This window comes from Escherichia sp. MOD1-EC5433 (genome assembly GCF_002966005.1).
GTDB classification, from domain to species: Bacteria; Pseudomonadota; Gammaproteobacteria; order Enterobacterales; family Enterobacteriaceae; genus Escherichia; species Escherichia ruysiae.
The window spans coordinates 31768-47891 of sequence record NZ_PTRL01000009.1 but is presented as its reverse complement, the minus strand read 5'-3'; the positions used below and the strand labels follow the sequence as shown (position 1 = coordinate 47891).

Genomic DNA, 16124 nt, shown 5'->3' with positions numbered 1-16124 from the left:
GGGTAATAGCATGGGGTTAAGTGTAGTGAATTTCAATGAGAAACGTTACGCTTTCGCGGCGACGTCCTCTTTTCGGTATACTGTCCTGATATGCTTTTGTGCGCCCCGAATACGGGCCGATTTTTACTTACCGGAACACCTTTACCCATGCTCAGTTATCGCCACAGCTTTCACGCTGGCAACCACGCCGACGTCCTTAAACACACCGTTCAGAGCCTGATCATCGAGTCGCTGAAAGAGAAAGATAAACCGTTTCTCTATCTCGATACCCATGCGGGTGCCGGGCGTTATCAGTTAAGCAGCGAACATGCCGAGCGTACTGGCGAATATCTCGAAGGCATCGCCCGTATCTGGCAGCAGGACGATTTGCCCGCAGAACTGGAGCCGTACATCAATGTGGTAAAACACTTCAACCGTAGCGGACAGTTGCGTTACTACCCCGGTTCGCCGTTGATTGCCCGTCAGTTACTGCGTGAACAAGACAGCCTGCAACTGACCGAGCTACACCCGAGCGATTACCCGTTGCTGCGTTCTGAATTTCAGAAAGACAGCCGTGCGCGCGTAGAAAAAGCCGACGGTTTCCTGCAACTGAAAGCAAAACTGCCGCCAGTTTCCCGCCGTGGTTTGATACTTATCGACCCACCGTATGAAATGAAAACCGACTATCAGGCGGTGGTCAGCGGAATAGCAGAAGGCTACAAACGTTTCGCTACCGGCACTTACGCATTATGGTATCCGGTGGTGCTGCGCCAGCAGATCAAGCGCATGATCCACGACCTGGAAGCGACCGGCATTCGCAAAATTCTGCAAATTGAACTAGCGGTGCTGCCAGACAGCGACCGCCGTGGTATGACCGCTTCCGGCATGATTGTGATTAATCCACCTTGGAAGCTGGAGCAGCAAATGAACAACGTGCTGCCGTGGCTGCACAGCAAACTGGTTCCGGCAGGCACCGGGCACGCCACCGTAAGCTGGATCGTGCCGGAGTAATTGCAACCATCGCTGGCACCTATTACGTCTCGCGCTACAATCGCGGTAATCAACGATAAGGACAATATGTCATGACTAAACACTATGATTACATCGCCATCGGCGGCGGCAGCGGCGGTATCGCCTCCATCAACCGCGCGGCTATGTACGGTCAGAAATGCGCGCTGATTGAAGCCAAAGAACTGGGCGGCACCTGCGTGAATGTTGGCTGCGTGCCGAAAAAAGTGATGTGGCACGCGGCGCAAATCCGCGAAGCGATCCACATGTACGGCCCGGATTATGGCTTTGATACCACCATAAATAAGTTCAACTGGGAAACGTTGATCGCCAGCCGTACCGCCTATATCGACCGTATTCATACTTCCTATGAAAACGTGCTCGGTAAAAATAACGTTGATGTAATCAAGGGCTTTGCCCGCTTCGTTGATGCCAAAACGCTGGAGGTAAACGGTGAAACCATTACGGCCGATCATATTCTGATCGCCACCGGTGGTCGTCCAAGCCACCCGGATATTCCGGGCGTGGAATATGGCATTGATTCCGATGGTTTCTTTGCCCTACCCGCTTTGCCAGAGCGCGTGGCAGTTGTTGGTGCGGGTTACATCGCCGTTGAACTGGCTGGCGTTATTAACGGCCTCGGCGCGAAGACGCATCTGTTTGTGCGTAAACACGCGCCGCTGCGCAGCTTTGACCCGATGATCACTGAAACACTGGTCGAAGTGATGAACGCTGAAGGCCCGCAGCTGCACACCAATGCAATCCCGAAAGCGGTGGTGAAAAATGCCGATGGCAGCCTGACGTTGGAGCTGGAAGATGGTCGCAGTGAAACGGTGGATTGCCTGATTTGGGCGATTGGACGTGAACCTGCCAATGACAACATCAACCTCGAAGCCGCTGGCGTTAAAACCAACGAAAAAGGCTATATCGTCGTCGATAAATATCAAAATACTAACGTTGAAGGTATTTACGCGGTGGGCGATAACACAGGTGCAGTGGAACTGACGCCGGTCGCGGTGGCGGCGGGTCGCCGTCTCTCTGAACGGCTGTTTAACAACAAGCCGGATGAGCATCTGGATTACAGCAACATTCCGACCGTGGTCTTCAGCCATCCGCCGATTGGTACTGTTGGTTTAACGGAACCGCAGGCGCGTGAGCAGTACGGCGATGATCAGGTGAAAGTGTATAAATCGTCTTTCACCGCGATGTATACCGCCGTCACCACTCACCGCCAGCCGTGCCGCATGAAGCTGGTGTGCGTTGGACCAGAAGAGAAGATTGTCGGTATTCACGGCATTGGTTCTGGCATGGACGAAATGTTGCAGGGCTTCGCGGTGGCGCTGAAGATGGGCGCAACCAAAAAAGACTTCGACAACACTGTCGCTATTCACCCAACGGCAGCAGAAGAGTTCGTGACCATGCGTTAAATATTAAAGGGCTAAGAGTAGTGTGCTCTTAGCCCTTAGCTACGTTTCCGCTATCAGTTCAGAAGCTGAAGCAGAAAGCGGATCAGTTCCAGTAGCGCAATTAACGCCCCAAGAACGATGATTGCTTTATCAATCACCCGTTTTCTCCATGCGATGGAGTGAGAATGCATCCGCTTACTCATCCATTGCCTGTCACGGCGCATGTCCCATTGTTAGATGACGACTATCTCACTCCGGCCAGAGCATCAGTTAACGGCACCACCCGTACAACTGATCAGGACTTTGAAAGCGTTTATGCGCATTGCCAGAGTGAAAATGCCTCAGAGCTAACTGGATAATCATACAGTGTAATGAGATTAAATAACCAGCATAACATTGCAATGTATCCTTTAAGGGAATAGCATTGAAAAGTTAGATGTGGGCATTCTCACTCCAGCCAGAGCCACCAACTCAGGGCTGGAAAGTAAAAAACCGACGCAAAGTCGGTTTTTTACGTCCTGATTCGGACAAGGCTTAATACGGAGGCGATCAAGTGAAAGTATATAAATCCTCTTTCACCGCCATGTATACCAAACTGCCCCTCTGCCAGCGGAAGAAATCGCTAATTCTTGCAATGTTAGCCACTGGCTAATAGTATTGAGCTGTTAGATGATGACTATCTCACTCCAGCCAGAGCCACCAACTCAGGGCTGGAAAGTAAAAAACCGACGCAAAGTCGGTTTTTTTACGTCCTGATTCGGGCCTTTTTTCAAATGAATACCCAACGCTTAATTCACACCCATTACCTTCCTTTGCACCTACGCATCCGTTAAACCATATATGTTTTTGACTTATCCGTTTTGAAGAGAGACACTACCTGCAACAATCAGGAGCGCAATATGTCAATTCTGTTACCCATCCAACTCTTCAAAATTCTTGCCGATGAGACCCGCCTGGGCATCGTATTACTGCTCAGTGAGATGGGGGAGTTATGCGTGTGTGATCTCTGTACTGCCCTGAATCAGTCGCAGCCCAAGATCTCACGCCACCTGGCATTGCTGCGTGAAAGCGGTTTATTGCTGGACCGCAAGCAAGGTAAGTGGGTTCATTACCGCCTATCGCCGCATATTCCAGCATGGGCGGCGAAAATTATTGATGAGGCCTGGCGATGTGAACAGGAAAAGGTTCAGGCGATTGTCCGCAACCTGGCTCGACAAAATTGTTCCGTAGACAGTAAGAACATTTGCAGTTAAAAATTTCAGCTAAACACATATGGATTTTCGTATGTGTTTTATCCTGGAGGCATTATGTTACTGGCAGGCGCTATCTTTGTCCTGACCATCGTATTGGTTATCTGGCAACCGAAAGGTTTAGGCATCGGCTGGAGTGCAACGCTGGGCGCAATGCTGGCGTTAGTTACAGGCGTGGTCCATCCGGGCGATATTCCTGTAGTGTGGAATATCGTCTGGAATGCAACTGCCGCATTTATTGCCGTTATTATCATCAGTTTGCTGCTGGATGAATCCGGCTTTTTCGAATGGGCGGCGCTGCACGTTTCACGCTGGGGCAATGGTCGTGGTCGCCTGCTGTTTACCTGGATTGTCCTGCTCGGCGCCGCCGTTGCAGCTCTGTTTGCCAATGATGGCGCGGCGCTTATTTTGACACCGATTGTCATCGCCATGCTGCTGGCATTAGGGTTCAGTAAAGGCACTACGCTGGCGTTCGTTATGGCGGCGGGGTTCATTGCCGATACCGCCAGCCTGCCGCTTATCGTCTCGAACCTGGTGAATATCGTTTCGGCAGATTTCTTTGGTCTTGGCTTTCGCGAATATGCTTCGGTAATGGTGCCGGTGGATATCGCCGCGATACTGGCCACGCTGGTGATGTTGCATCTCTATTTCCGCAAAGATATTCCGCAGAACTACGATATGGCGCTGCTGAAATCTCCCGCCGAAGCGATTAAAGATCCTGCTACATTCAAAACTGGCTGGGTTGTTTTACTGCTTCTGCTGGTGGGATTTTTCGTCCTGGAACCACTCGGCATTCCGGTAAGCGCCATTGCGGCGGTGGGTGCGCTGATATTATTTGTCGTCGCTAAACGCGGTCATGCTATCAATACGGGTAAAGTGCTGCGCGGTGCACCCTGGCAGATTGTCATCTTCTCGCTCGGTATGTATCTGGTGGTTTATGGCCTGCGCAATGCGGGACTGACAGATTACCTTTCTGGCGTACTCAACGTACTGGCAGATAACGGTCTGTGGGCGGCGACGCTGGGCACCGGATTCCTGACAGCCTTCCTCTCTTCGATCATGAACAATATGCCTACGGTACTGGTTGGTGCGTTGTCTATTGATAGCAGCACGGCGTCTGGTGTGATCAAAGAAGCGATGGTTTACGCCAACGTTATTGGCTGCGATCTGGGGCCGAAAATTACACCTATTGGTAGCCTGGCAACGCTGCTCTGGCTGCACGTACTTTCGCAGAAGAATATGACGATTACCTGGGGATATTACTTCCGCACAGGAATTATCATGACCCTGCCGGTACTGTTTGTAACGCTGGTGGCGCTGGCGCTACGCCTCTCTTTCACTTTGTAATGAGATACTGATATGAGCAACATTACCATTTATCACAACCCGGCCTGCGGCACGTCGCGTAACACGCTGGAGATGATCCGCAACAGCGGTACAGAACCGACCATTATCCACTATCTGGAAACCCCGCCGACTCGTGATGAGCTGGTAAAACTCATTGCTGATATGGGGATTTCTGTTCGCGCTCTGCTGCGTAAAAACGTTGAACCGTATGAGGAACTGGGTCTGGCAGAAGATAAATTTACTGACGATCGGTTAATCGACTTTATGTTGCAACACCCGATTCTGATTAACCGTCCAATCGTGGTAACGCGGCTGGGAACCCGTCTTTGCCGTCCTTCGGAAGTGGTGCTGGAGATCCTGCCAGATGCGCAAAAAGGCGCGTTCAGCAAGGAAGATGGCGAGAAAGTGGTTGATGATTCGGGTAAACGATTAAAATAAACAAAGGGGGGCTGTGCCCCCAATCTCTGACGAACGCGTATCATTTCTTACCGGATGCAGGAAGCGCAATTTCAGTAAATTGCGCTTCCTGCCCTCGCGGATAAATAGTTTCCATTTTAATAAATGGTTATCACCATAATGCTAATAATTAGTAGTCCATGTAACATGAGAGAAAAAATAAACTCATTATAATAATTAAATAAAGAACTAATATTACAAGGAGGCGGATAATAACTTCATATGTCAATGCTGTCCGGGACTAATGTTCAAGGATATAAATATCAGACAGGTTTACGTTACTATCAGGCATATCGCCTAAGAATCGGATGAAAACTATAAAGAAATATCTATTATGGTTTTAACATTTGTTGATAAGGATAGTAACATGAACAAGACAAAAGGTGCACTCATCTTCAGCCTTTCATTTTTTCTTGCCGCATGTAGTTCGATTCCGCAAAATATCAAAGGCAATAACCAACCTGATATTCAAAAAAGTTTTGTTGCTGTTCATAACCAACCAAATTTGTATGTTGGTCAACAGGCACGCTTTGGCGGTAAGGTTATCAACGTTATTAACGGCAAAACAGATACGTTGTTAGAAATCGCCGTATTACCGCTGGATAGCTATGCCAAACCTGAAATTGAAGCCAACTATCAGGGTCGCCTGCTCGCCAGACAAAATGGCTTCCTTGACCCAGTGAACTACCGCAATCACTTTGTTACCGTTCTCGGCACAATTCAGGGCGAACAACCTGGATTTATCAATAAAGTCCCGTATAACTTCGTTGACGTGAATGTACAAGGTATTCAGGTGTGGCATTTGAGAGAAGTGGTCAACACCACCTACAACCTGTGGGATTACGGCTACGGCGCATTCTGGCCTGAACCAGGCTGGGGCGCACCTTACTACACTAATGCGGTTAGCCAGGTAACACCAGAACTGGTGAAATGATTTAGTTTAAAGATGCAGATATTTTTCAAATATCTGCATCTTTAGTATGAATATTTATATATAACTATAATTATAATATCCTCTCTATTTATTACCTTTGGCACCTGATTATAAAGTTAATGTCCGCAACAGGAGTCGGTTATGTTTCTTATAATTACCAGGGATACAATGTTTTTCACCGCCATGAAAAATATTTTAAGTAAGGGTAATGTCGTTCATATACAGAACGAAGAAGAGATCGACTTGACATTGCATCAGAATGCCTTAGTGATTATTGACACGTTAATGAATAATGTCTTTCATTCTTCAATACTCAACAAAATTGAACATCTGAAGCCTGTTCATGTCATTGTTTTCTCACCGTTTAATATTAAACGTTGTCTGGGAAAAGTCCCGGTAACCTTTGTCCAGAGAAATATTACGATTATTGACTTTGTCGCGCTGCTTAATGGCAGTTACTGTTCTGTGCCAGAAGCGGATGTGTCACTCTCATGCAAACAACATCAGGTTCTGACCTGCATTGCTAATCAAATGACGACGGAAGATATTCTGGGGAAATTAAAAATTTCGCTGAAAACATTCTATTGCCATAAACACAATATTATGATGATTCTTAACCTTAAGCGGATCAACGAACTGGTACGTCATCAACATATTGATTATCTGGTCTGAACTCGCCAGCTGATATTTATAAAGAGGCCCGGCGACCGCCAGACCTCCGCACAATTACGCTTTACGCAGTAACACCTTCCTGCGTCAATGCCGCAATCTGTTTACGCCATTGCGCTTGCTCCTGTTCGCCTTCTGTACGTTGACCATAGAGCTGCGCAATCTGCGTACCATCATGGGCAAACAATTCCAGACTGGTCACATAACCGTCACTGGCGGGTTTACGAGTAACCCAGGTTTCAGCAATGCACTCCTCTAAAAGGTGAAGAGTAAACGTTGGGTTGAAAATATTCAGCCAGCCTTTCATCGGCACAACTTTTTCAACCACACCGGTGAAGATCTGTACGCAACCACGGTTGCCAACAAATACCATGATCTCATTAGCGTCTTGCTGGGCGGATTCCAGTATCTGCACCAGCGCACTGTTGGGCACTTTGCAGGCCAAATCGTCTGCCACCAGATTAAACGCCTGCTGACGAGTCAGGTTGTGGCGCTTGAGCAACGTAAAAAACTGATGAACGTCGGTCATCGCCCGCCACTCTTGCTCGACCACACTGGCATCTACGTCGGTTTGTGCGGCAGTCGCATCAGCGGCTTTTAACTCAAGCTGCGTATTCTCTTCGACGATAAAACGCCCCAGAAGCTCGTTCCATGCCGCCATGTCAGTATTGTCGGTGGCATAAACTTTCAGTAACGCATCGCCCTGATGATCAAAGAACTGAATACTCTGGCGTTCTCCGCGAGCCGTGGTTTCTTTTATATGGAAAACACTGTCCCACTGATTGAGAAACAGTCGCAAATCCAGCGCGCGCGGGTTGAGTATTAATCCGGCATGACCGTTCAAATGCTGGTTCGTGAAAGCACCAATCTGCTCATGAACAGCATACTCGTTCCGGCAAATGCATTTGGTTTCGCCAACGCTTTCCAGTACCGCCAGAATTTCACGAATATTGCCACGCATCCGCCACGCATCGTGCGTGACACGGGCAAATGCCAGCTCTGCTTCGCTAATATTCATTAAACCTGCGATGTCACGCGCGTACTTTCCGGGATTTTGTTCTTTTAACTCAAGCCAGCGTGTGTAGTGGTTCATTGTCTCTCTTCCTTCCAGATAAACGCCCCGAAATATCGGGGCAGATGATTACCATTGATAACTCACGAAAATTTTTCCGTTACGACCATCCTGCGGGATACCCTGCGGCGACCAGTACTCTTTATCGAAGGCGTTGCCCAGTACCAGAGTGGTGGTCATGCCTTTGAGCGCCTGCTGTCCTTGATAACTAACGTAGAAATCATTCACGCCGTAGCCCGGTTGTTTACTGTAACTGCTGCTGACATGTGTTGAGCGATCGGCAAACGTACCGACCCAACCGACAGAGAAGCCGCTGTGGGCAATGGGAATATTCAGGGTGCTGGTAACAGTATCCGGGTTAATGCTGGAGATATATTCACCGGTATCGGTGTCTTTGCCACGGGTACGGTTATAGGCCACATCAAGGCTAAACAAATCAGTGGTATATTTCGTCATCACATCCCAACCCCAGATTTTGGCGTTCGGGACGTTATACGACATGGTCGTCGCCGCTGCGAAATCGACGGTAGTGGAGATGTAGTCCTTCGCTTTGGTATCAAAGTAGCTGGCTTTAAATTCCAGGGCATCATTGGACAACATCAGGTCATCAAAACGCAGCCCAAAGCCGTACTCCTGAGTTTCGTTGGTTTCCGGACGCAAATTCGGGTTCGGCACCCAATAGTTGGTATAGAAGCGACCAATCGAGAAGTGCTTAGAATCGTTATACATTTCGCCCATCGTCGGGGCGCGGAATGCCTGCGCATACGAGCCAAATAACATTAGCCAGTTGGTCGGGTTGATAGTCATCCCTGCACGAGACGACCATTTGTCGGCATCCACATCTTTGTAACCGTCGCTGCTACCGCGATAGCTGTCATAGCGGGTTCCGCCAAGCAGGGTAATCGGCAGATCGCGTAAGGTTATCTCATCTTGCAGCCAGCCAGAGCTGAAATCGATTTTCGCTTGCGGGAAGCCCGTCGTCGCACCGCCAGGATGTTGTTCCTGACGATAATACTCACCGCCATATGTCAGCAGATGAGAGGCAAAGCTATCGGCAAACAGAGTGGAACGGTTCTCCAGTTTGGCACCTTTTGTTGTCTGTTCACGATACTCGCCGGAACTCCCCGTGTTCTGCGCATTAATACGAACTTCCGACCAGTAAACTTTTGCATCGGCATTTAACCAGTCGTTGCCCAACGGAGCGAGTTTATAAGCAAGCTGCGCATCACGTTGAATCGTTGAGCGATCAACCATCGGGTTGCTGCTATCAGAAGCCTCAACGGTCTGCGGATTTTTGGGTTCACGCGCGTCGTTATTGTAATAACGCACTAACCCGCTCAGAGACTGGGCAGAATCAATTTGCCAGGTTCCTTTCGCCAGCATGTTGTTGATAGCCTCGTCATTCGGCGCGGTTTCACCATTGCTCTGGCGTAAATCACCACGATCGCGACTGGACCAGGCCACAATACCATCCAGATTTTCAGTTCGCCCAAAAGCACTGGCGCCCAGCCCCAGGCTATGGTCTCCCGTGCCGCCAGTGCCAAAGACACGAAAACCACTGCTTTGTCCTTCCTGCAATAAATCTTTTGCATCGACCGTATCGTAGGAGATAACCCCTCCCAGCGCGCCACTGCCATACAGTAATGCCGAAGGCCCACGGACAATCTCAACACGTTTGATCAGCGCCGGATCGAGAAAAGTACCATTCAGGTGTCCGGTATCAGTTCCCTGACGAACACCATCGACAAGAACCAGCACGCCGCGATGATCATAGCCACGCATATTCACATCCTGACCATTTGTGCGTCCCGTACCATCAAGAGTAATCCCAGGAACATGGCGCAGCAGATCGGTGGCTGAAGTGGCCGTTTGGTTTTCAGGGGCGGAAGTGTCGATAACGCTGACCATCATTGGCGCTTCGAAGGAACTGCGGGCATTCCCCGTTGCAGTAACAGTCATGGTTTCAGTAGCAAAAGCAATCGTCGGCAAGCTGGCGGAAACAGCCAAAGCCAACAAACTCAAGCGCAACGAGGTAAATTGCGGACGTGACATAGCGATTCTCCATGAGGAAAATAAAAAATGCTGGCTGCCTGGGTAAAAACCGGGGTGGCTGGCGAAAATAAATTTATTTACGATTCAAAGCGATAGTATTAGCCAGGTTAGTTAATTGGCGTTTATATCCCGTGAAATTACCTGGTATTTCTGACAATTGCGCAAATACACGCCCTCTTTATCAGGTCTGGTGGTACACCACGTCTGGAGTGAAGAGTGCAGTGCGTTATCCCTTACAAAAGTTATAGTTTCATTATCCATATGATCATGTGTTGTTAAATACCAACTTGATAATGAGAATTATTATCGATCAATTTTTTATGATCAAGCTTTTTTTAACCGCTATTAACACACTAAACAGGGGGTTATAAAATCTGTTTATGTCTCATCAACCACAGCCTCCTTGTCACAATTCGCCCCACCGTGCCGTAACGAATCTTTGTCGTTAACTGCAATAATTTTGCTATCTCTTTGCCCTGCAACCCGCAATATTGCTGGTATTTCGCCTTTTCCCCACCCTCAAATTTAGTCGGTAACAATAACGTTAGCTGACGAATCATCTTGATAAAAATCAAAAATAAATACGCTTGTAACGCCTTGCGTATTGAATCGATGGTGGTATTTCATATATAACTCAAATGATAATCATGATCATTCTCAATTTGATAAGAGTTCTCATATGATGCCAAGGATCACCACCAGGCCGTGTCTTTTTTCCCCACTAACGTTATGTATTTCAGCCGTGGCCTCTGCCGCGAAGACCACGGTAAATCATATCCCCATGAAAAAACTGTTTACGGCAGTACTGGCTCTTAACTGGGCTTTTAGCGCAACGGCGACCGAACGTATCGTGGTTGCTGGAGGGTCACTGACGGAACTGATCTACGCGATGGGTGCTGGCAACCGCGTGGTTGGTGTCGATGAAACGACATCTTATCCACCAGAAACCGCCAAACTGCCGCATATTGGCTACTGGAAGCAACTGAGCAGTGAAGGCATTTTGTCACTTCGCCCGGATAGCGTAATTACCTGGCAGGATGCCGGGCCGCAAATTGTGCTCGACCAGCTACGGGCGCAGAAGGTCAACGTCGTCACCCTACCGCGTGTGCCCGCCACCCTTGAGCAGATGTACGCCAACATTCGCCAACTGGCGAAAACGTTACAGGTTCCTGAACAAGGCGACGCGCTGGTGACACAGATCAACCAACGCCTGGAGCGGGTACAGCAAAGCGTGGCGGCCAAAAAAGCTCCAGTTAAAGCGATGTTTATTCTCTCCGCAGGCGGCAGTGCGCCACAGGTTGCCGGTAAAGGCAGCGTCGCAGACGCCATTCTGTCGCTTGCCGGTGCAGAAAACGTCGCTACCCACCAGCAGTACAAAAGCTACAGCGCGGAATCGCTGATTGCGGCTAACCCTGAAGTGATTGTCGTCACCTCACAAATGGTCGATGGCGATATTAATCGGCTGCGTTCTATTGCCGGAATTACCCACACCGCCGCCTGGAAGAACCAGCGCATTATCACCGTTGATCAAAACCTGATTCTGGGAATGGGCCCGCGTATTGCTGATGTCGTTGAATCTTTACACCAGCAGCTTTGGCCGCAATAAACGGATTTAAATCAGACGTATGAACATGAAAAATACCCTGGATCTCACGCCACATTTTGCTTTAGACGGAGACCAGCCATTTAAAGACAGGCGCGCCATGATGCCGTTTCGTGGGGCCATTCCGGTCGCCAAAGAACAACTGGCACAAACCTGGCAAGAGATGATTGGTCAAACGACTTCACCTCGTAAACGACTGGTTTATCTGCATATTCCTTTTTGCGCGACACACTGCACGTTTTGTGGTTTTTATCAGAATCGTTTTAACGAAGATGCGTGCGCTCGTTACACCGATGCCCTGATTCGAGAAATCGAGCTGGAGGCAGACAGCGTATTGCATCAGTCCGCACCCATCCACGCGGTCTATTTCGGTGGCGGCACACCTTCCGCGCTCTCGGCGCGCGATTTGTCCAGAATCATCACCACACTACGAGAGAAATTACCGCTGGCACCCGATTGTGAAATCACCATTGAAGGCCGGGTACTGAATTTTGATGCTGATCGAATCGATGCTTGCCTTGACGCAGGAGCAAATCGTTTCTCGATTGGTATTCAGTCATTTAACAGCAAAATCCGCAAGAAAATGGCACGCACCTCTGATGGTCCGACCGCCATTGCGTTTATGGAAAGCCTGGTCAAACGCGACCGGGCTGCGGTGGTGTGCGACCTGCTGTTCGGCCTGCCAGGTCAGGATGCGCAAACCTGGGGAGAAGATCTGGCTATTGCCCGCGATATCGGTCTCGATGGTGTCGATCTCTATGCGCTCAATGTCCTGCCCAACACGCCGCTGGGCAAAGCCGTGGAAAACGGGCGCACTACCGTGCCCTCTCCGGCAGAACGTCGCGATCTCTATCTGCAAGGGTGTGACTTCATGGACGATGCCGGTTGGCGCTGCATCAGTAACAGCCACTGGGGTCGCACCACACGCGAACGTAATCTCTATAACCTGCTGATTAAACAGGGTGCCGATTGTCTGGCCTTTGGTTCCGGTGCTGGCGGTTCGGTTAATGGTTACTCCTGGATGAACGAACGTAATCTTCAGACCTGGCATGAATCCGTCGCGGCAGGCAAAAAACCGCTGATGATGATCATGCGTAACGCCGAACGTAACGCGCAGTGGCGTCATACCTTGCAGTCGGGCATTGAAACGGCGCGTGTACCACTGGACGAACTTACGCCACATGCCGAAAAACTCGCGCCGTTACTGGCTCAGTGGCACCAAAAAGGCTTAAGCCGCGATGCTTCAACTTGCCTGCGGCTGACCAATGAAGGTCGTTTCTGGGCAAGCAATATTTTGCAGTCTCTGAATGAACTGATTCAGGTACTTAATGCGCCAGCGATTGCGCTTGGAAAACCATAACAGGAGTGATTTATGAGCTATGTCTCGTTACAGGAATTTTTGAAAACGGAGCCAGACGGTACGCTGGAAGCGATCGCCGAACAATACAACACCACACTGCTGGAGGTAGTGCAAAATCTGCCCTCTCCGACGGTCGTGTCAGGCGATAAATTCGATACTGTCTGGGATACCGTCTGCGAATGGGGCAACGTCACCACGCTGGTGCATACTGCCGATGTGATCCTTGAATTTAGCGGAGAACTGCCTTCGGGTTTCCATCGTCACGGCTATTTCAACCTACGCGGAAAGCACGGCATGTCCGGGCATATCAAAGCAGAAAACTGCACACATATTGCCTTAATCGAACGTAAATTCATGGGCATGGACACCGCCTCTATTCTCTTTTTCAATAAGGAAGGCAGCGCCATGCTGAAAATCTTCCTCGGCAGGGATGACCATCGTCAACTCCTGAGCGAACAAGTCAGCGCCTTCCATGCTCTGGCGGCATCTCTGAAGGAACATGCCTGATGACGCCGTGGCTACTCTTTGGCGCAGGCGGAAAGGGAGTTGGAGCCAGAACGCTTGCACTGGCGCTGGCGGAACAACGTCCGGTCGTTGCTGTCGTTCGCCGTACAGACGCTGCGGCTAAACTGGCACAACAAGGTGTGCAGGTTTTTACAGGCGACGCCTGTGATGCCAGCGTGGTCGCAGCGGCCTGCCGCGCGGCTGGCCCGGATGCGCTTGTAATCTCAACAATGGGTGGCGCACAGGATTATCTGGCGCACAGAACAGTGATTGATGAGGCCGAAAAGGCCGGTATCAAGCGCATGATTCTGGTGACCTCTTTGGGATGCGGAGATAGCTGGCCGTTTTTATCGGATCGCGCCAAAGCCGCGTTTGGTCAGGCGGTACGGGAAAAAACGCTGGCGGAAAGCTGGCTGCAAACCAGCCAACTTGATTACGCCATTCTCCGTCCAGGCGGTCTGCTTGATGGCGCAGCAACGGGTAAAGCGTTACGGATACAAAATCAGGAATGCCATGGTTTTGTCCGCCGTGCCGATGTCGCTGCACATATTGCTGAACTGGCCAGTCAGCCGACACTCAACAAGCAGATCTACAGTCTGATTGAACCAGATCTGAAACCAGCGTAATCCCCTCCCGGCGCGGAATATCCGCGCCGTAATGTCGTAATGGAGTTTTGCGTGCTCAAGGATTCATTTTCTTCCGCCAGTGTCTTTATGGGGCTATCACTATTATTGCTTGCTCTGGTGCTGTTCGGTGCCAGTCAGGGAGCGTTAAAGATCAGTTTTGATGCCCTTTTTGATGAGGAATACCGCGATATCTGGCTGAATATTCGCCTGCCTCGCGTTTTACTGGCAGTGCTGGTAGGCGCAGCGTTGGCAACCGCCGGGGTGATTATGCAGGGGCTTTTTCGCAACCCCATGGCTGACCCTGGATTACTCGGCGTCAGTAGCGGTTCTGCATTAATGGTTGGCGTTGCTATTGTGCTGCCCTTCTCCTTCCCAGTGGTGCTAGTGCTCTATGAGCAAATGGTGTTTGCCATCGCCGGCAGTTTAGTGGTCTGTACCGTCATTTTTCTCATCACACAGCGCCATCGCGATGGCAGCATGATGCAATTGTTACTGGCCGGGATCGCCATCAATGCCCTGTGCGGTGCGGCGATCGGCATACTGAGCTATATCGGCGATGAACAGCAGCTACGACAACTGACATTATGGATGATGGGTAATCTCGGTCAGGCGCAATGGCCGACGTTATTGGTCGCCAGTTCATTCATTCTGCCAGCCATTATGGCAACAACCTGTCTCGCCGGAACGCTAAATTTACTCCAGCTTGGTGATGAAGAAGCCCATTACCTCGGCGTCAACGTAAAGCGTAAACGCCAGCAATTACTGTTGATTAGCTCACTGCTGGTTGGCGCTGCCGTATCGGTAAGCGGCATTATCGGCTTTATTGGCCTGGTGATCCCGCATCTGATTCGCATGACGACCGGGGCAAATCACCGCTGGTTAATCCCTTGCTCTGCCCTCGCCGGCGCCTGTTTATTGCTGATGGCAGACACGCTTGCCCGCACGCTGGTACAGCCAGCAGAAATGCCCGTGGGATTATTAACCAGTCTGCTTGGCGGCCCTTATTTTATGTGGTTGATTCTGCGTAACCGGAGGATCACATGATCAGCGCCAAAAACCTGGTTTATAGCCTTCATGGACGGCGTCTGACTGATAATGTCTCGCTGACTTTTCCCGGCGGAGAAATTGTTGCCATTCTCGGCCCTAATGGCGCGGGAAAATCCACGCTGCTTCGCCAGCTAACCGGCTATCTTCAACCTGATAGCGGCGAATGCCGGTTGTTTAATAAGCCATTAAATGAATGGTCAATCACCGAACTGGCAAAACACCGGGCCGTGATGCGTCAAAATAGCCACATGGCATTTCCATTCAGCGTACAGGAAGTTATCCAGATGGGGCGGCATCCGCATCGTACCGGCAATCAGAGTGGTGAAACGGTGCAGATTATGGCTTTATGCGACTGTCAGGCACTCGCTAACCGCGACTACCGGCAATTATCCGGCGGTGAACAACAGCGTGTGCAATTGGCTCGCCTGCTGGTGCAACTCTGGGAACCTGTCCCCTCACCGAAATGGTTATTTCTTGATGAACCGACGTCGGCGCTGGATATTCACCATCAACAACATCTGTTTCGTTTATTACGCCAGTTAGTTCGCGAACGGCAATTTAACGTCTGCTGCGTATTGCACGATCTTAATCTTGCAGCCCGTTATGCTGACCGTGTTGTTTTGATGCAAAAAGGAAAGGTTGTCGCAAATGGCAAACCGCAGGACGTATTGACACAACAGGCGCTGACAATGCTCTATGGCGCGGATATTACCGTGTTAAAAGATCCTGCCAACCACTCACCACTGATCGTCCTCGATCATTAAAACCAACAGGAGTACCGCTCTGGTACTCCTGCCGAATAAATAACGAT

16 protein-coding genes are annotated in these 16124 nt (G+C 49.9%); 13 read left to right on the top strand and 3 right to left on the bottom strand.

The features are described 5' to 3' along the window. Positions 1-147: 147 nt before the first annotated feature. Positions 148-990 carry a 23S rRNA (adenine(2030)-N(6))-methyltransferase gene (gene rlmJ, locus C3D30_RS17345; RefSeq protein ID WP_010349921.1) on the top strand — a complete coding sequence of 281 codons (843 nt, stop codon included), beginning with the start codon at positions 148-150 and terminating at the stop codon, positions 988-990. A 71-nt stretch (positions 991-1061) separates the two neighbouring features. Next, the gene (gorA, locus tag C3D30_RS17340; protein WP_000160820.1) at positions 1062-2414 is read left to right on the top strand and encodes a glutathione-disulfide reductase; all 1353 of its coding nucleotides are present in this window, start codon (positions 1062-1064) and stop codon (positions 2412-2414) included. 53 nt (positions 2415-2467) lie between these two features. On the opposite strand, the gene dinQ is transcribed toward gorA, so the two are convergent. Beyond that, the gene (gene dinQ / locus C3D30_RS17335) at positions 2468-2551 is read right to left on the bottom strand and encodes a damage-inducible type I toxin DinQ (RefSeq protein WP_001295215.1); all 84 of its coding nucleotides are present in this window, start codon (positions 2549-2551) and stop codon (positions 2468-2470) included. A gap of 741 nt (positions 2552-3292) precedes the next feature. Between dinQ and arsR the strand changes: the two genes are divergently transcribed. The 5 genes from arsR (at position 3293) to C3D30_RS17300 (ending at position 7052) form a co-directional block, all read left to right on the top strand. Further along, a complete protein-coding gene (gene arsR / locus C3D30_RS17325) occupies positions 3293-3646 on the top strand; it encodes an As(III)-sensing metalloregulatory transcriptional repressor ArsR (protein ID WP_032226715.1) in 354 nt (117 codons plus the stop codon). 54 nt (positions 3647-3700) lie between these two features. Beyond that, positions 3701-4990, top strand: coding sequence for an arsenite/antimonite:H(+) antiporter ArsB (gene arsB, locus C3D30_RS17320; protein ID WP_016231543.1), 1290 nt, complete (start codon positions 3701-3703; stop codon positions 4988-4990). Positions 4991-5002: 12 nt separating this feature from the next. Next, positions 5003-5428, top strand: a complete 426-nt coding sequence (gene arsC, locus C3D30_RS17315) for a glutaredoxin-dependent arsenate reductase (RefSeq protein ID WP_000065770.1) — start codon at positions 5003-5005, stop codon at positions 5426-5428. Positions 5429-5813: 385 nt separating this feature from the next. Further along, entirely contained in the window at positions 5814-6380 is a 567-nt protein-coding gene (gene slp, locus C3D30_RS17310) for an outer membrane lipoprotein Slp (protein WP_001044202.1), read from the top strand. Positions 6381-6521: 141 nt separating this feature from the next. After that, a complete protein-coding gene (locus tag C3D30_RS17300) occupies positions 6522-7052 on the top strand; it encodes a helix-turn-helix domain-containing protein (RefSeq protein WP_000478613.1) in 531 nt (176 codons plus the stop codon). A gap of 61 nt (positions 7053-7113) precedes the next feature. Here the strand turns inward: C3D30_RS17300 and chuS are convergent, their stop codons facing one another. Next, complete coding sequence (gene chuS, locus C3D30_RS17295; RefSeq protein ID WP_105287180.1) at positions 7114-8142, bottom strand: hematinate-forming heme oxygenase ChuS; 1029 nt, start codon at positions 8140-8142, stop codon at positions 7114-7116. 48 nt (positions 8143-8190) lie between these two features. Beyond that, on the bottom strand, positions 8191-10080 hold the full coding sequence (gene chuA / locus C3D30_RS17290) for a TonB-dependent heme/hemoglobin receptor ChuA/ShuA (RefSeq protein WP_309245441.1): 1890 nt from the start codon (positions 10078-10080) through the stop codon (positions 8191-8193). 775 nt (positions 10081-10855) lie between these two features. Between chuA and shuT the strand changes: the two genes are divergently transcribed. The 6 genes from shuT to C3D30_RS17255 are packed head-to-tail and all read left to right on the top strand — an operon-like array spanning position 10856 to position 16077. Continuing rightward, entirely contained in the window at positions 10856-11779 is a 924-nt protein-coding gene (gene shuT, locus C3D30_RS17280) for a heme ABC transporter substrate-binding protein ShuT (RefSeq protein ID WP_123058537.1), read from the top strand. A gap of 19 nt (positions 11780-11798) precedes the next feature. After that, positions 11799-13136, top strand: coding sequence for a heme anaerobic degradation radical SAM methyltransferase ChuW/HutW (gene hutW, locus C3D30_RS17275; RefSeq protein WP_001056418.1), 1338 nt, complete (start codon positions 11799-11801; stop codon positions 13134-13136). A 12-nt stretch (positions 13137-13148) separates the two neighbouring features. Then, positions 13149-13643: a heme utilization cystosolic carrier protein HutX gene (hutX, locus tag C3D30_RS17270; RefSeq protein ID WP_105287177.1), complete on the top strand. Its 495-nt coding sequence runs from the start codon at positions 13149-13151 to the stop codon at positions 13641-13643. After that, positions 13643-14266, top strand: coding sequence for an anaerobilin reductase (gene chuY / locus C3D30_RS17265; RefSeq protein ID WP_000189340.1), 624 nt, complete (start codon positions 13643-13645; stop codon positions 14264-14266). Before hutX ends, chuY begins: the two co-directional genes overlap by 1 nt. A gap of 51 nt (positions 14267-14317) precedes the next feature. Then, positions 14318-15310 carry a heme ABC transporter permease ShuU/ChuU gene (gene shuU, locus C3D30_RS17260; RefSeq protein ID WP_000910395.1) on the top strand — a complete coding sequence of 331 codons (993 nt, stop codon included), beginning with the start codon at positions 14318-14320 and terminating at the stop codon, positions 15308-15310. Beyond that, the gene (locus C3D30_RS17255; protein WP_000622220.1) at positions 15307-16077 is read left to right on the top strand and encodes a heme ABC transporter ATP-binding protein; all 771 of its coding nucleotides are present in this window, start codon (positions 15307-15309) and stop codon (positions 16075-16077) included. Before shuU ends, C3D30_RS17255 begins: the two co-directional genes overlap by 4 nt. Positions 16078-16124 lie beyond the last annotated feature (47 nt).

Excerpts from the sequence above, each read along its gene's own strand:
- C3D30_RS17255 (WP_000622220.1), top strand. The coding sequence starts at position 15,307 with ATGATCAGCGCCAAAAACCTGGTTTATAGCCTTCATGGACGGCGTCTG.
- hutW (WP_001056418.1), top strand. The coding sequence starts at position 11,799 with ATGAACATGAAAAATACCCTGGATCTCACGCCACATTTTGCTTTAGAC.
- chuA (WP_309245441.1), bottom strand. The coding sequence starts at position 10,080 with ATGACTGTTACTGCAACGGGGAATGCCCGCAGTTCCTTCGAAGCGCCA.
- gorA (WP_000160820.1), top strand. The coding sequence starts at position 1,062 with ATGACTAAACACTATGATTACATCGCCATCGGCGGCGGCAGCGGCGGT.
- hutX (WP_105287177.1), top strand. The coding sequence starts at position 13,149 with ATGAGCTATGTCTCGTTACAGGAATTTTTGAAAACGGAGCCAGACGGT.
- chuS (WP_105287180.1), bottom strand. The coding sequence starts at position 8,142 with ATGAACCACTACACACGCTGGCTTGAGTTAAAAGAACAAAATCCCGGA.
- slp (WP_001044202.1), top strand. The coding sequence starts at position 5,814 with ATGAACAAGACAAAAGGTGCACTCATCTTCAGCCTTTCATTTTTTCTT.
- shuT (WP_123058537.1), top strand. The coding sequence starts at position 10,856 with ATGCCAAGGATCACCACCAGGCCGTGTCTTTTTTCCCCACTAACGTTA.
- C3D30_RS17300 (WP_000478613.1), top strand. The coding sequence starts at position 6,522 with ATGTTTCTTATAATTACCAGGGATACAATGTTTTTCACCGCCATGAAA.
- arsB (WP_016231543.1), top strand. The coding sequence starts at position 3,701 with ATGTTACTGGCAGGCGCTATCTTTGTCCTGACCATCGTATTGGTTATC.
- chuY (WP_000189340.1), top strand. The coding sequence starts at position 13,643 with ATGACGCCGTGGCTACTCTTTGGCGCAGGCGGAAAGGGAGTTGGAGCC.
- rlmJ (WP_010349921.1), top strand. The coding sequence starts at position 148 with ATGCTCAGTTATCGCCACAGCTTTCACGCTGGCAACCACGCCGACGTC.
- arsC (WP_000065770.1), top strand. The coding sequence starts at position 5,003 with ATGAGCAACATTACCATTTATCACAACCCGGCCTGCGGCACGTCGCGT.
- arsR (WP_032226715.1), top strand. The coding sequence starts at position 3,293 with ATGTCAATTCTGTTACCCATCCAACTCTTCAAAATTCTTGCCGATGAG.